Origin of the sequence: Porphyromonas vaginalis, assembly GCF_958301595.1 — a bacterium.
GTDB classification, from domain to species: Bacteria; Bacteroidota; Bacteroidia; order Bacteroidales; family Porphyromonadaceae; genus Porphyromonas; species Porphyromonas vaginalis.
In genome coordinates, this window is sequence record NZ_CATQJU010000001.1 from 2,289,426 (window position 1) to 2,305,499 (window position 16,074).

8 protein-coding genes and 1 CRISPR repeat array are annotated in these 16,074 nt (G+C 53.2%); of the genes, 5 read left to right on the forward strand and 3 right to left on the reverse strand.

What is annotated here, in order from left to right:
• Nucleotides 1-41 precede the first annotated feature (41 nt).
• From Q2J34_RS08925 to Q2J34_RS08945, 5 genes are all read left to right on the forward strand, one after another.
• The gene (locus Q2J34_RS08925; protein WP_298887218.1) at nucleotides 42-2,042 is read left to right on the forward strand and encodes an LTA synthase family protein; all 2,001 of its coding nucleotides are present in this window, start codon (nucleotides 42-44) and stop codon (nucleotides 2,040-2,042) included.
• Nucleotides 2,043-2,678: 636 nt separating this feature from the next.
• A CRISPR array of direct repeats spans nucleotides 2,679-3,668; the repeat unit is 37 nt; unit sequence CTCGCAGAGTATCTTCCACTAGAACAAGGATTAAGAC.
• Nucleotides 3,669-4,014: 346 nt separating this feature from the next.
• A complete protein-coding gene (gyrA, locus tag Q2J34_RS08930) occupies nucleotides 4,015-6,597 on the forward strand; it encodes a DNA gyrase subunit A (protein ID WP_298886904.1) in 2,583 nt (860 codons plus the stop codon).
• A gap of 61 nt (nucleotides 6,598-6,658) precedes the next feature.
• Nucleotides 6,659-7,861, forward strand: a complete 1,203-nt coding sequence (locus tag Q2J34_RS08935; RefSeq protein WP_298886901.1) for a tetratricopeptide repeat protein — start codon at nucleotides 6,659-6,661, stop codon at nucleotides 7,859-7,861.
• A gap of 551 nt (nucleotides 7,862-8,412) precedes the next feature.
• A complete protein-coding gene (locus Q2J34_RS08940) occupies nucleotides 8,413-9,684 on the forward strand; it encodes a type IX secretion system plug protein (protein WP_298886898.1) in 1,272 nt (423 codons plus the stop codon).
• Between the two features lie 11 nt (nucleotides 9,685-9,695).
• Nucleotides 9,696-11,207, forward strand: a complete 1,512-nt coding sequence (locus Q2J34_RS08945) for a GH3 auxin-responsive promoter family protein (RefSeq protein ID WP_298886895.1) — start codon at nucleotides 9,696-9,698, stop codon at nucleotides 11,205-11,207.
• 337 nt (nucleotides 11,208-11,544) lie between these two features.
• On the opposite strand, the gene Q2J34_RS08950 is transcribed toward Q2J34_RS08945, so the two are convergent.
• The 3 genes from Q2J34_RS08950 to Q2J34_RS08960 are packed head-to-tail and all read right to left on the reverse strand — an operon-like array spanning nucleotide 11,545 to nucleotide 16,057.
• Nucleotides 11,545-11,847 (reverse strand): PG0541 family transporter-associated protein, encoded by a 303-nt coding sequence (locus Q2J34_RS08950; protein ID WP_298887664.1) that lies wholly within the window; start codon nucleotides 11,845-11,847, stop codon nucleotides 11,545-11,547.
• 3 nt (nucleotides 11,848-11,850) lie between these two features.
• A complete protein-coding gene (locus tag Q2J34_RS08955) occupies nucleotides 11,851-14,970 on the reverse strand; it encodes an efflux RND transporter permease subunit (RefSeq protein WP_298887662.1) in 3,120 nt (1,039 codons plus the stop codon).
• A 34-nt stretch (nucleotides 14,971-15,004) separates the two neighbouring features.
• On the reverse strand, nucleotides 15,005-16,057 hold the full coding sequence (locus Q2J34_RS08960) for an efflux RND transporter periplasmic adaptor subunit (protein ID WP_298887660.1): 1,053 nt from the start codon (nucleotides 16,055-16,057) through the stop codon (nucleotides 15,005-15,007).
• Between the last annotated feature and the right edge of the window lie 17 nt (nucleotides 16,058-16,074).

Here is a 16,074-nt window from a genome sequence, read left to right on the forward strand (position 1 = left end):
CTCTACTAGTAAATCAGAACTTAAAGCTTCTATCATATCGAATGATTACAACCAAATCACGTTGGGTAGCGATCGCCTGTCACACGCTCTGGGCTATTGTACTGATGCAACTGTGCCGATTGCTCTACTACTTTTACAACCAATCTTTCTTTCCCTCGGTCGATGGCTGGCAGTTGCTCCACCTCATGCGGGGAGGCTACATACTAGACATGGTCGCCATCGCATACGGACTGCTACTCTACTACCTGATGATGATCGTAGGCGCTTACCTACCTAGACGGATCGAGATGAGTAGCTGGTATCGCTGGATACGCCATATAGCATACATCTTGCCACTAGGCTTCTTCATCTTCCTCAATGTCTCAGACACCGGCTACTATCCCTTCGTACTGAGGCGAGCAAATAGTGACATCTTCCGAGAGTTTCAGGGGAAGAGTATGTTTAGCTTCTACAAAGACTTCGTTGTAGAGTTTTGGCCACTCACCATAGCGTTCTTCGTCTTGCTCGCTCTAGCCATAGCGGGCTACTGGCTGGTGCAGTACCAGCGTGAGGCGCGCACCTCTCGCCGCTCTTACTGGGTAGACGGCACCTGCACACTGGGCATGGTCATCTTCCTCTTCTTCAGTATGCGTGGTACTTGGGAATTTTCGAGCAAACCCGTACCGACGATGCACTTCTTCTCCTACACGACTGACCCTGAGCAGTTCCCCTTGCTGCAAAACACCCCCGTCGCCCTGACAAAAGACGCCGCCTCACGACAGCTCTTCACCTTCTATACAAACGAAGAGCTACCTACCATCTTCACACCTTACTATCAGGCAGCTCCACTCTCAGAGAGCGATACGCTCTTTGGCTCTATGCAGGGGCGCAACGTCGTCGTGATCATCCTAGAGAGTATGGCGCGAGAGTACACGGGCTACCTCAATCGGTATATCGACGGGTACCCGAGCTACACTCCCTACCTCGATAGCTTGATGCCACACACGCTCTATGCGCAGTACGGCTTTGCCTCTGGCAAGCGATCCGTCGAGTCCTTTCCCTCGATCTTCGTCTCGCTACCTTCGTTTGGTGGCACCTTCGACGATGAGGCGTGGACTATGGACAACTACCAGCACTTCGACTCCTACGATACGGGCTTGCCCCTATCACTAGGCGATTACGGCTTCCACCTCAAGTTTTACCATGGTGATGAGCCGGGAGCTATGGGCTTCTACTCCTTCCTCAATCGCCTAGGTGTACAGGATCAATACACAGCTCAGGACTATCTAGCTAAGCATCCTAATGAGTCTAATGCTAAGGTCGGTACATGGGGTATCCACGACCTACCATTCGAGCAGGCTATGGCTGAAGATATGAAGTCGCTCCAGGAGCCATTTGGAGCCTTCTTCTTCTCGCTCTCTAATCATAGTCCTTTTAGCATGCCGAAGGGCTACAAAGGCAAACTAAAGCGAGGTACCCTCCCTATCCATCAAACAGCCCAATATGCCGATGACGCTCTCCGAGAGTTTTTCGAGCGGGTCAAAGAGGAGCCCTGGTATCACAATACACTCTTCGTCATCACGGCCGATCACACAAGCCTCAGCGACCAACCTCTGTATGCCAACTTAGCAGGACACGCTGCGGCGCCTATCTTATTTTTCGACCCGCAGGGCAAGCTACATGGAGAGATCAGCGACTATGTCGTGCAGCACATAGACATCCTCCCCACGCTCCTCTACCTGCTCGGCATCACGGAGCCTGTACTGAGCTACGGGAGTAACATCTTCGACCAGCAAGCAGAGCACTATGCGCTCAACTTCTACCACAACCAGTACCTCTTCTTCACGAAGGCGCTCACGCTCACGATGACCACCGATGGTCAGGTCAGCATCCAGAAGCCAGCAGCCTACCTGCAGACGGAGCCCAATCGCGCCACCGCCCCCACCTCGTCAGAGGTGTCGCACTACACCGCACTCTTTAAGGCGATCGTACAGGACTACAACAACCGTGTCCTCAAGAGCTCCTTCTCACTCAGAGATGTGACTCCCAAGTCGTCAGACTAGCCCTGCGACCTTCCGCTTAGTGCAATTTGTCGTGTAAGCTCGCACAGCCTCGTAAGAGCAAGGCACAGCGATCAAACGGCTCTCGAACGATAGCCACGTGGAGACTTATGAATTCTCATGTGGCTATTCTTTACTCTCCACGTGGGGAAGGAAAAATTCTTCGGACTTATCATTTCATTCTTCCGAAGTTTCATTTCATTCTTCCGAAGTTTTATTTCGTCCCCACGTGGGGATCGTTTTGTCCCTCCCTTGGGATTTTTTCGTCCCAACGCGGGTGGGAGATTTTCGTCCCATCAGTATGGGACGACCTTTCGGGACTATTTGTCATATTATAGACCCCAATGTGTAACCCGCTGTAGGTACGCACGGATAGTGTTTAGTGGGAGGGCATCCGTCTCCAAACCAGCGAAACGATGCTGTAACCTTTGACGACAACTGACGAACCGACGCTCTGCGTCCGTGCCGGGGCTCCCCACCAAGGGCTGCACGTGAAGTTTGCGGCATTGAGGATAAGTCATAGTCTAGAAATTTAGTATATTTGCGGGCAGTTGGGTACACTTTTTCCTCGAAAATCAAGCGGATTTTCCAAAAACAGCGCTGTAACCAACTGACGCTCAGCATGTCTTAGAATTAGCTCTCGCAGAGTATCTTCCACTAGAACAAGGATTAAGACTTGAACTCTCCGAAGTTTGGGATTATATTGATTAGTCTCGCAGAGTATCTTCCACTAGAACAAGGATTAAGACAAATTGGTTTAGTGTCATATCATCAAACTGATTGCCCTCGCAGAGTATCTTCCACTAGAACAAGGATTAAGACTTCTTTAGAAGAGAAAATATACTTCATTGAGGACTCGCAGAGTATCTTCCACTAGAACAAGGATTAAGACATTGTAGAGGTCTATCAAAACTCCAGAAATATCTGGCTCGCAGAGTATCTTCCACTAGAACAAGGATTAAGACTTCGTCAAAACTATACACGTTCATTTCTATTGTTTTCATCTCGCAGAGTATCTTCCACTAGAACAAGGATTAAGACTCTCTGACCGGTGGATGAAAAGACCGCTTCGACTACCTCGCAGAGTATCTTCCACTAGAACAAGGATTAAGACTTGGCACTCGTAGTGCGTAGAGGATGAGCCATATCATGCTCGCAGAGTATCTTCCACTAGAACAAGGATTAAGACACCCAAGAAGAGCTTGGGCTGTAGAATCCTTTATGTCTCGCAGAGTATCTTCCACTAGAACAAGGATTAAGACGACGAGAATGTAGCCTCTACCACATAGTGGTAGACCACTCGCAGAGTATCTTCCACTAGAACAAGGATTAAGACTGGGAATTCATGGTTTTTTCAAAGAGGCCTAAAACCCTCGCAGAGTATCTTCCACTAGAACAAGGATTAAGACGTAGCAATTGCTCGCTTATCGCCTGCATTCCAGGCGCTCGCAGAGTATCTTCCACTAGAACAAGGATTAAGACACCTGCCCCGCTGTCTTCATTATCTTTTTCATAGTCCTCGCAGAGTATCTTCCACTAGAACAAGGATTAAGACATTGTAGCATCCTTAATTATTACTTTCATACTGCAAACTCGCAGAGTATCTTCCACTAGAACAAGGATGGATGTAGAGAGGCTGGGACGTAAATCAAGAGAGGAGGCTGTTGCCACAACAGCCTCCTCTTGTTGTCATACGCCTTGCTGTGACGGGAACGGACACACCGATGGTCTGCGTCCGTGCCGGGGCTTCCCACTAAGGGCTGCACGTGAGCCTTGCGGAGTTGAGACTAGGGCGGATCTTCATCGGATAGAGATATTTTTCGTAACTTAGCCATCTGAAAGTAGAGGTCTCTCTCGGCTTTTAGCTCGATGAGTGACACCTGCTGGGTGTGGGTGGACAACTCGGAGGGGGCACTTCTCTCGGAGTCTCGTCTACCAGCCTCTACAACCAAGCGAATAAAACACAATTGACTCTATGGAAGATAGTATAGATAGGATTATCCCGGTGGATATTGAGGACGAAATGAAGACCTCTTACATTGACTACTCAATGTCTGTCATCGTATCTCGTGCACTACCCGATGTGCGTGATGGTCTCAAGCCTGTGCATCGTCGTGTACTCTACTCGATGAATGAGAGTGGCAATACCTATAATAATCCTACCCGTAAGTGTGCACGCGCCGTCGGTGATATATTAGGTAAGTATCACCCCCATGGCGACAGCTCCGTATATAACACATTGGTACGTCTCGCACAGGGCTGGAACATGCGTTACCCGCTCGTACAGGGACAGGGTAACTTCGGCTCTATCGACGGAGACTCACCCGCTGCGATGCGTTACACGGAGTCGAGGCTCAACCAGTTTGCACAGGAGATGCTCCGTGACATTGACATGGAGACGGTGGACTTTCAGGACAACTTCGACGGAGACTTCCAGGAGCCTACTGTACTACCTTGTCGCATCCCGAACCTCCTGATCAATGGTGCTGCTGGTATCGCCGTCGGTATGGCGACCAATATGGCTCCGCACAACCTTACTGAGACGCTGAACGCTTGTATCGCTTACATCGATGCGCGTGGCGAGATCACGGTCGATGAACTGATGCAGTATGTCAAGGCGCCTGACTTCCCCACGGGCGGTGTCATCTACGGCTACGAGGGGGTCAAAGAGGCCTTCCACACAGGCCGCGGACGTATCGTGATACGTGGCAAGGCTGACATAGAGGAGCACCACGGCCATGAGCAGATCATCATCCGTGAGATACCTTATCAGGTACGCAAGAGCGATATGGTCGCTAAGATCGCCCAGCTGGTCAACGAGAAGAAGATCGACGGCATCAGCGACATCTCTGATGAGTCGAGCAATAAGGGTATCCGCATTGTCATCGATATAAAGAAGGATGCCAACGCTGGCGTCGTACTCAACTACCTATATAAGTACTCCGACCTGGAGAGCTACTTCAGCGTCAATAACATTGCGCTAGTCCATGGTCGCCCTCGTCTGCTCAACCTTAAGGATCTCATCGGCCACTTCGTCGATCACCGCCACGAGGTGGTGACACGTCGTGCGCAGTATGAGCTTCGCAAGGCTCAGGAGCGTATCCACATCTTGGAGGGCTTGATCATTGCCGTAGACAACATTGACGAGGTCATACGCATCATCCGCTCTAGTGAGGAGACTCGCGAGGCGATGAATCGACTGATGGAGGCTTTCAACCTCTCGGAGCTACAAGCTCGTGCTATCGTCGATATGCGTCTGCGACAGCTCACAAAGCTCGATATTGACAAGTTGGAGCATGAGTACAATGAGCTCAAGGAGCGTATCGACTACCTAAACCTCTTCCTCAGCGACATCAATATGCGTATGGAGAAGATCCAGGAGGAGTGCCGTGAGATCATCGATAAGTATGGCGATGAGCGTCGCTCGGAGATCGTATATGCTTCGGAAGACTTGAATCCTGAGGACTTCTACGCTGATGAGGATATGGTCATCACCATCTCTCACCTAGGATATATCAAGCGTACACCCCTCTCGGAGTTCCGCACACAGACGCGTGGCGGTGTCGGGGTCAAGGGTGCCGATAGTCGTGACGAGGACTTTGTCGAGTACATCTACTCAGCGACGATGCACGCTACGATGATGCTCTTTACCGCTACGGGACGTGTCTACTGGCTTAGGGTCTTTGAGATACCCGAAGGCTCCAAGAGCTCTAAGGGCAGACATATCCAGAACCTACTAGACCTAGACGAGGAGAATCGTGTCACGGCTTTCCTACGTATTAAGAACTTGACAACCGATGAGGAGTTTGTCAATACTCACTACCTTGTCTTCGCTACTGAGCATGGCTTGATCAAGAAGACGCTTCTAGCGCACTACGCCAACCCACGCAAGACGGGTGTCCGCGCGATCAACCTACGTGACGATGATCAGGTCGTTTCGGTGGCTCTCTCTAATGGTAACTGCGAGATCTTCCTTGCCAACCGCAATGGACGCTGTGTCCGCTTTAACGAGCAGGAGGTGCGTCCTATGGGTCGCACAGCGACAGGCGTTCGTGGCATTCGTCTCGATAACGATCCCAACGACAAGGTGGTCGGTATGGTCGTACATCGCCTGAAGAACAGCGACGAGACGATCCTCGTCATCAGCGAGAAGGGCTATGGCAAGCGTTCGCTCATCGATGACTACCGCATCACGAAGCGTGGTGCCAAGGGTGTCAAGACGATCAACGTGACCGACAAGACGGGTCAGCTCATCGATATACGTGCCGTAGAGGATGACGACAACATCATGATCATCAATAAGAGTGGCGTCGCTATACGTCTCTCGATGGAGCAAGTACGTGTCATGGGACGCGCTACTCAGGGGGTCAAGATGATAGATCTCAATAAACGATCGGACGAAATAGCATCTATATGTAATGTAGTGGCTGAGGAAGAGGAGCCAGAGCTGCTTGACGAGGCTGACCTGGACGACCCCTCGGAGTTTGTTCCCCAGGAGGAGGATCTACAAGGATCAGACCCAGACGAGGAGCTAGAGGTCAATGATGATCAGGAGTAGGCTTCGCTAGCTAGACACTACAAGATAACTAGAATACAAACCAGTAACATCCACTTGAAATATGAAAACAACACGCAAAGTAACCCTAGTGCTACTCGTGCTGATGAGTGCACTAACATTCGGATGCGCACAGACCTCCAACGTCAGAGGTGCTGATCGTCTGTCCGACGCGAGCAAGCCTGACTATCCTGGGGCTCGTAACCTAATCCAGCAGGCACTAGAGAATCCTGAGACCAAGGACGACGCCAAGACATGGTACACCGCAGGACTGATCGAGGAGCGTGCTTTCACTAGCGAAAACCAGAAGAGCCTCAAGAATGAGCCACAAGATCTCGCTAGCATGTACAAGGCTCTACTCGCTATGCACGAGTACTACACAAAGACCTACGAGATCGATCACCAGCCCAACGACAAGGGCAAGGTGCGTCCTAAGTTTGAGAAGAAGATCTCTAAGGCATACAAGGACAACCTCCTCTACTACATCAATGCCGGAGGATACTACATGGAGCAGAAGGACTTCAAGAGTGCACTCAAGGCATTCCAGTCATTCAGAGAGATCAAGCGCTCTCCGCTATTCGAGGGTGATAAGTTCGCTCAGACCGACTCCAACTCGCTCATGGTTGACTTCTTTGCCATCATCACAGCTTATCAGGCTGGAGACAAGAAGCTAGCTATCCAGTATGGTGAGGAGCTTAAGAACTCTGGTTATCGTCAGAACGAGGTCTACCAGATCCTCGCTCAGACCTACATCGAGGAGGGCGACACGGCCAACTACATCACGACGATGCAAGAGGGTCTCAAACTCTTCCCCAAGGAGCCATACTACTCTGTCAACCTGATCAATACTTACATCGTACAGAACAAGTATGACGAGGCACGCACCTTCCTCACTCAGGCTATCGAGCTCAACCCTGAGAACCCCCAGCTCTACGACGTGATGGGTAAGCTCTACGAGGAGAGCAATGAGGAGGAAGCGATCAAGTGGTTTAGCAAAGCACTGGAGGTAGATCCGAACTATGTCGAGTCGCTTTGTAACATAGGACGTATCTACTACAACGAGGCGGTAGAGGTCTCTGACAAGGAGGATGGCGGTAGAGCTGCCGCTCAGGAGAAGCGCACAGCACTGCTCCACAAGGCTCTCCCCTACCTCGAGAAGGCTTACAGCATCAACCCAGACGCATCTTACTACCTACTCGGTAATATCTACTACGCACTGGGCGACAACGCTAAGTACGATGCGATCCAAGCTGCTCACGGCAACTAATCGCAGACACACGCTAGCCTCACGCTAGCTAGAAGACAATACAGGAGACAGATACCCACGGCGGGTGTCTGTCTCCTTTTTGTTTGTGCGCTCACGAGTCAATTACGCAAATACTACGAATAACGATTTGCTTGCATTTGAACTTAGAAAGCGAACACTAGAGTTACAGCGTCTAATGGCTGAACTTGTCATGTTGAGACTGTTGCAAAAGTCAACAGTCTCACAATCTTGCTTGCAAGATTGTCTAGACTTTGCAGAAAGGATGAAGCGCAAGGCGCTGAGGGTGAGGTCTGAAGGGAGCATACCTCTGTATGTGACCGAAGCCGAATCCCGAAAGCAACACAGCGATTCGCCTTTATGCAACAGTCTTATGTTGATGTGGTCCCGTGTAGGGGCGGACCTGCGTGTCCGCCCACAAGGCATACTGCGCTCCGATGAGGACGGGCGGACACATCGGTCCGCCCCTACAGTGGGTTACTCGTAAGGGTTGCGGAGTCTAGTGCAGCCGTAGACTCTTTGTCGTTCGGTCAAAGATCTGTAACTTTGGGACGATGAACAAGCTATGGACGCTTTGCTGGCTCCTCTTAGCCCTCGCTGGCTCACTCTCGGGAGGAGAGATATTCCCGCATCACATCTATACGACAGAAGTACAGACTCTACAGTGTCAGGTGTGGCGTGACGGGGAGCCAATTGCTATACCCTATCCGATCGCTCGCTTGGCTAGTGGTGATGAGGAGATCGTGGTGAGCTTTGACCTCGCAGACCCCGTCCCACATCGCATTCACTACCAGCTGGAGCTGTGCGATGCCGACTGGCAGATCAATGACCGTATGGCACTCAGCGAATACATCGATGGGTGGATCGGAGCGCGCTGGCAGACGGATGAAAGCACCCCTTCGGAAGCCACGAGCGTCGCTTATCGTCACTACGAGCTATGCCTCGGAGGGGCCTCCGTACTACAACCACTGCTCTCGGGCAATTACCGCCTCACCGCTTGGTGCGAAGAGCTACAAGAGGAGCCTATCTTCGTCACCAGCTTTGCCCTCTATGAGCCTCTCGCTGAGGTCGCTCAGCAGGTGGTGCCGACGACACCTCAGGGCAACTACTCCCGCTTTCAGCAAGTGGAGCTAGAGCTAACCTTCCCCCCCACACTGGCCAGCGACCCGCTCACGGAGCTACTCATCACTGTTGGTCAAAACGGTTCCTCCAACCGCTACCAGCGACTCACCCGCCCCACCTCCCTCGCTCCTGGGCGGCTCACCTTCAGAGGCCATGACGGAGCCACCTTTGCAGCGGGCAATGAGTGGCGCGCTTACGAGATATTGTCGCCCTACGAGGCGAATATGGGTGTAGAGCATCTCAATAGCCAGGAGAATCCTCCTGCCGCCTCCCTTTATCTAGACCACCCGACGAGTGGTAGCTACATTACGCTCTCCGATGCCAATGGCTATCGCAAGGTGCGCCAGACAGACTACGATCCGTACTACGACGAGACCATGACAGACTACTACCTCGTCACCTGGCGACTAGCTCTGGATGACCCACTCAGGTATGGCACCCCATTCATCGAGGGAGCCGCCTTCGATGCACTCCCCAAAGAGCAGCGCACGCTGCGCTACAACCGCGAGACGGGCTACTTCGAGCTGTCGCTCCTCGTCAAGGGGGGCTACGTCAGCTACCGATACAGCACCTCGCCATCGCCCGCTCCCCTAGCCAGCAACGCTATCGAGGGCGACTATTACCAGACAGAAAACCAATATACGACGCTCGTCTACCTCACCTCCCCCATGCTACGCTATCAAAGACTGGTAGCCGTAAAGTAATCCCAAATACTATGGACAGAAAGACCGCAACCATCTATCGCCTCATGTACCTCCGGCTCAAGAGCATCGAGCAGTACGCTAAGCAGAGCGAAGCTATCCAAATGCGCCAGTTCAAGCGCATCATGCGTGTATTACGTGGCACCGCCTACGAGCAGTCCCTCACGAGCGAGCCTATCCGCACCTACAGCGACTACCAGCGCATCGTCCCGATCGTCGAGTACGAGGAGTTGCGCCCCTCGGTAGAGCGTATGCTACAGGGAGAGCGCAATCAGCTCATCAAGGGTAGCTGCCGTTGGTTCGCCACCTCCAGTGGTACCTCGGGAGGTCGTAGCAAGTACCTTCCCGTACCTGGGTTGCATCTGCAGAGTTGCCACTATCAGGGAGCCAAAGATGCGCTCTGGCTTTATCTAGACACACGACCCGACAGCGAGTTCTTTGCGCACAAGAGCTTAGTCATCGGGGGGAGTCACAAGCCGACTGAGTTTGCCGCAGGCACCCACACGGGCGACCTCTCCGCCATCTTGGTGGAAAACATGCCAGCCCTAGGACAGATGTACCGCGTTCCCTCGAAGCAAACTCTCCTCATGAGCGAGTGGACTGCCAAGATGCGACAGATCGTCCGGGAGGTGGCGACAGCAGATGTGGGCAGCCTCTCAGGCGTGCCGAGCTGGATGCTCGAGACCATAATGGCGATCCTAGAGTATACAGGACGGGACAACCTCTCGGAGGTTTGGCCTCACCTCGAAGTCTTCTTTCACGGGGGGATCAGCTTCGATCCGTACCGTGAGCGCTACCGTCAGATCATCCCATCCGAGCGGATGCAGTACCGTGAGACCTACAATGCGAGCGAGGGCTTCTTTGGAGTTCAGGACGACCCCACCTCTAGCTCTATGCTCCTGATGCAGGACTACGGCATCTTCTACGAGTTCATCCCAATGTCTCAGTTTGACGAGCCCGACCGTCAGGCTATACCGCTAGCCGACGTACAGAAAGGGGTCAACTATGCACTCGTCATCTCCACCCTCGGAGGGCTTTACCGCTACATCATCGGCGACACGGTCATGTTCACCGAGCTGCACCCCTACAAGTTCATCATCACAGGACGTACGCAGAGCTTTATCAATGCCTTCGGCGAGGAGCTGATGGTCCACAACACGACCACAGCCATCTCGCGCGTCTCTCAGGAGATGGGCGTCACGGTGCTAGACTATACGGTGGCACCACGCTTCTGCCTAGACACGGCGAATGGCTATCACGAGTGGATCGTAGAGTTTGAGACGCCGCCAGCCGATCCAGAGCACTTCATCGAGCGCATCGACCAAGAGCTCCGTACGCTCAATAGCGACTATGAGGCAAAGCGCTATGCCAATATGGCACTCCTAATGCCCCGTCTGGTGGTTGCTCGGCGAGGGCTCTTCAACGACTGGCTCGAGGAGCAGGGCAAGCTCGGCGGGCAGCACAAGATACCCCGCCTACGGAGCAACGCCGAGCTCAACGATCGCCTCATCAAGCTCAACAAATAGCCACAACATCAGCCAGATAAAAGGAGCTTCCCCCTCGGGAAGCTCTTTTTTCTATGCCCCTTTCCCTCCGTCCCTCCGCTGGGACTTAGCCGTCCCTAGGGTGGGACAAAGAAATCCCTAGGGAGAGGTTTGAACTTTCCAACAGTGGAAAGGAACCTTTCCAGCGTTGGAAAACTAATTTTCCTCCCTTGGAAATTTTATTTTCCAAGCTCGGAACGGTTTTGGAAAGTTTACATTTCAGCTGGGAGCTACCGCCCCGCTCCCCCACAAATACGTAGAAAGCGTCAGCCCCGCTCGTGCGAGACTGACGCTTTGTGCTGTGCTAGTGCTGTATTCGTTAGATCATATCGGTGACCTCCCAGGCGAAGGCTCTCAGCCCTTGCTTCGGATTGTCTTGGTCGATCTGATGCAGTGCCGCGAGGAGTCGCTCGGCTCGCTCAGCGTCCGTGATAACCATCATAGCACCATTGGTCGTTGGCCAGGCGTGGCTACCGAGATGCGGATCGCCCGTTGCGGAGCCACGTCCGTAGACTTCGCTCCACTCGGTATAGCCCTTGGCATTGTGCTGCTCGAGGGTGCGCAGGACGAGCCCATGCAGGGCACTGTTGTAGACGATGAAGATTGCCTTTTGTCTATTCATAGCTTAGTGGTGGTTTTTGAGACTTTTCTTACGCCGACGCCGTATCTGACGGCGAGAGACCAGCGCATAGACACTGGGGATCAGGAGGAGCGTGACCAGCGTCGAGATGGTCAGACCGAAGGCTACCGTGACACCCATCGGCTGCCACATCTCGCTACCCTGTCCGATGCCGATAGCCATCGGGATCATACCGAAGACGGTCGTGAGGGTCGTCATCAGCACAGGACGCAGACGCGACGCTCCCGCATGGAGCAGCGCAGTGCGTACAGACATGCCACGCTCACGATTGAGTATGGTGTAGTCGATCAGGACGATACCATTCTTCACCACGATACCGACGAGCATAATCGCTCCGATGAAGGCAATGATACTCAGGGGGACACCCGTCACGAGCAAGCCGATGATAACTCCCGTAAAGGCAAAGGGCACGGAAAACATGATGACAAACGGGGAGACCAAGCTCTCAAACTCCGCAGCCATCACGATGAAGACTAGGAAGACAATGAGCAGCAGGAGCGTCCCTAAGTCTGCAAACGCCTCTTGTTGCTGCTCGAAAGCTCCTGTGATCTCGTAGCTCACACCCTCGGGCATATCCATCCCGTCGAGGGTCTTCCGAGCCGTGCGGACGAGGTCTGAGAGGGCTGCCTTGGGTGCTGGCGTGAGTGCAATGGTGACGACACGAGAGCGGTCTTTCTGGTAAATGGCAGGAGGCGCAAAGTGCTCCACGACCTTGCCCAGTTCGCCTAGTCGTACGCTCGTTCCCTGCGGGGTGCGTACGAGTGTCTGAGCGACGTCGTCTAGCGAGCGTCTGAACTCAGGTGCCAGGCGCACACGGATCTCATACTCCTGCCCATCCTCACGATAGAAGGAGGCGGTGGCTCCGTAAATGCTGTTGCGCAGATAGCTCGCTACCATACTATTGGTCAAGCCATGCTCGGCGAGGCGCTGCGGGTCGAAGATGACCTGGTACTCAGGCATAAACTCGTCCCGATTGCTCAGAGCCTGAGCACAAGCTGGAGACTTACTAATCTCCGCCATAAACGCTTTGGAGATCTGATCGGTGACGGCAAAGTCGTGTCCGTAGATATCAACATTGACAGTGCTTTGCTGTCCCCCGCCACCTGTCTGAATGGAGACATTGTACTGCTTGATACCAGGCATGACGCTTAGATCACGACGCATCTCGGCAGCAACCTCCTTAGAGGAACGCTTTCGCTCGGAGGCATCAACCAACTTGATATTGAAGGAGAGGATATTGTCACCATTATCCTGAGCCAGCGTCGAGGCACCAGACTGAAAAGCATCCGCCTGCCCCGTGGAGAACTGTAGCATCTCTATCTCGGGGTACTTCTTGTGCCACTCCTCGGTGAGGCGATGCCCCTCAGCGAGCGGGCGATCTATGGTAGTGCCTACGGGGTAGTACGCCTTGACAAATATATAGCCACCGTCTCCCTGCGGCATGAACTCGGTCTTAACCAGCGAACCGAGTGTGAGCGATAGTGCGAAGATGCCTACGGACAAGCCTACCGTGAGCCACTTGTGTCGTAATACCCAAGCGAGCGTGCGCTGGTAGAGCACCGTCAGTCGCTGGATGAAGTCGTTGAAGGGGCGTAGGATCTTTTGGGATACTTTTCCCTCCTTGCGCTGACGATTGGCTCGTAGCATGTGAGCGCAGAGCGTAGGTGTCAGGGCAAGCGCACAGATGGTCGAGACGATCATCACAATACTGACGATCCAGCCGAGCTGACGGAAGAGCAGTCCCGCCATGCCCTGCATCATCACCATCGGGAGGAAGACCGCCAGCATCGTCAGCGTAGAGGCGATGACTGAGAGCGCCACCTCGTTGGTCGCATGGACGGCAGCTTGCTTGGGGTAGCTTCCCCGCTCGATGTGGTTGGTAATATTCTCTAGCACTACGATCGCATCGTCCACCACCATACCGATGGCTATGGAGAGCGAACTGAGCGAAATAATGTTGAGCGAGTTGCCCGTCAGCAGTAGGTATATGAAGGCCGAGAGCAGCGATATCGGGATCGTCAGAACAATGATAAAGGTGGCGCGCCATCGGCCCAGGAAGAGCAGTACGATGAGCATCACGACGCAGAAGGTTATGCCGATCGTCGAGCTCAGACTATTGATAGAGCGCACGATGAAGTCGCTCTGGTCCATAATCACCTCTATCTTGATGTCCGTGGGGAGGTTCTTAACAATCTGCGGGAGCGCCTTGAGGACACGCTTATTCACCTGAACCGTGTTGGCACCCGACTGCTTCATCAGCATGAGCATGGCACCCCTCTGGTTGTCCACATAGGCGAGCGTTTGCTGCTCAGGATCGCCATCTACGACGCTCGCCACGTCTCGCAGATAGATGGTCCGGCCAGCGAAGCTCGTTATGGGTAGCTCCTCTAGCTGCTTCGGGTCAACGATCTCACCGATAGCTCGGAGGGAGATTTTACTCGTTTCTAGGTTCATCGACCCAGCCGAGATGTTGCGGTTTGCGACCGCAATGAGGTTGCTCACATCACTGACCGTGATGCCGTAGCTCTCGAGCTTGTGCGGGTCGCAGTAGACGTTGATCTGTCGTTGTCTAGCACCTAGTAGGTTGACGCCCCCCACCCCGTCAATGCGTCCTAGAGGGGTTATCAACTGATCATTTAGGATTTTGTAGAGCGACTTAGAGCTAGCGTCCGACTTGATCGAGAGCATGAGGATAGGCAGGTCATCCATGCCAAACTTGATAATGTTTGGCGTGCCAGCCCCGTCGGGGAGCACCTCGGTGATAGCACTGATCTTATCGCGAGTATCGTTGATCGCATTCTCTATGTCCAGTCCCTCTCTGAGCTCCAGCGTGACGACAGAGACATTCTCTTTGCTTTGCGAGGTAATGTGCTTGACTCCGTTGATACCGTTGAGGACGTTTTGGATTGGCTTGGTAATGTTGTTCTCCACTTCTTCAGGAGCGGCTCCAGAGTAAGAAGTGACGACCATGACCCGATTGATCTGCATATCGGGCAGGAGATCTATCGGCAGGCGTGTCAAGGCAAAAAGGCCCAAGACGACCACCCCGACGAAAATCATGATCGTGGTGACAGGACGACGTACGGCTGATTGATAAAGACTCATAAGCTAAAGGCGAGGATCTGTGTGTTGGGAGAGATTACTTCTGAGCCTGCGAAATCTGTACAGGCATCTGATCGGATAGGATGCTGGCTCCAGTCGTGACTACGACATCGCCTGAGGAGACACCCTCACTGATCGCTGTGTACTTGCCGATGGTACGCTCTACGACAACTACCTGCCGATGGGCTATGCCGTCTCGTACGATGTAGACGCACTGCTCAGCGCTACCTATCTGCTTGACGATGCTCTCTGTGGGGACGACCGTATACTCCTTGTCGCCTAGATTGATCGAGACGCGAGCGTACTGTCCCGGCACCAGCTTGCGCTCAGGATTGGTTGCCTCAACTTCCATCGTAAAGGTATGAGTCTGTGGATTGATCGTCGGATACTTCAGCGAAATCTTACCGGCAAAAGTCTCATCCGGCAGGGACTCCGAAGTGATCGTCACAGGCATCCCTTTGGTCATCTGCCCGTAGTAACGCTCCGAGGGATTGATCCGTAGCACCACTGGGTTGATCTGCTCCACAACGAGCAGAGGCATCTGTGGCGACATCATATCGCCCGCATCGTAGTTGCGCGCTGTGACCACCCCTGAGATAGGGCTACGAAGCTGTGTATTCTCCCTTATATTATTGTAGCTCGTCTGAGCCAGCGTGAGGGCTCGCTGCGTTGCCTCCCACTCCGACTGGGAGATACCGCCTATCTTGTATAGTTCGTCTATACGAGCCAGTGCGCTCCTGCGCTCCTCGAGTTGCAGACGCGCCTGCTCCAGCTGGCTGTGGTCCATCTCGGCGAGGAGCTGCCCACGAGAGACCTGCTGCCCTACCTCTACATAGATGCGCTTGATACGGGAGGCCATCTGCGGAGCTATCTGATTAGTCACCTTAGCCTCGACCGTGCTGGTGTACTCTTGTAGGTCTGGGAGCGTCTGCACCGAGACGGTCGCCACCTCTACATGCTTGATGTCTGTCGAGTCGATCGTGTGCGAAAAGGTCGTCTTGCCCTCCTTGCTCGCCGACTGACAACTGGTGAGAGAAATGAGTGCTAGGCTCAGTGCTATCGGAGCAAGTGTACGTATAGAGAGAAACATAGGATATTGTTTTGGCT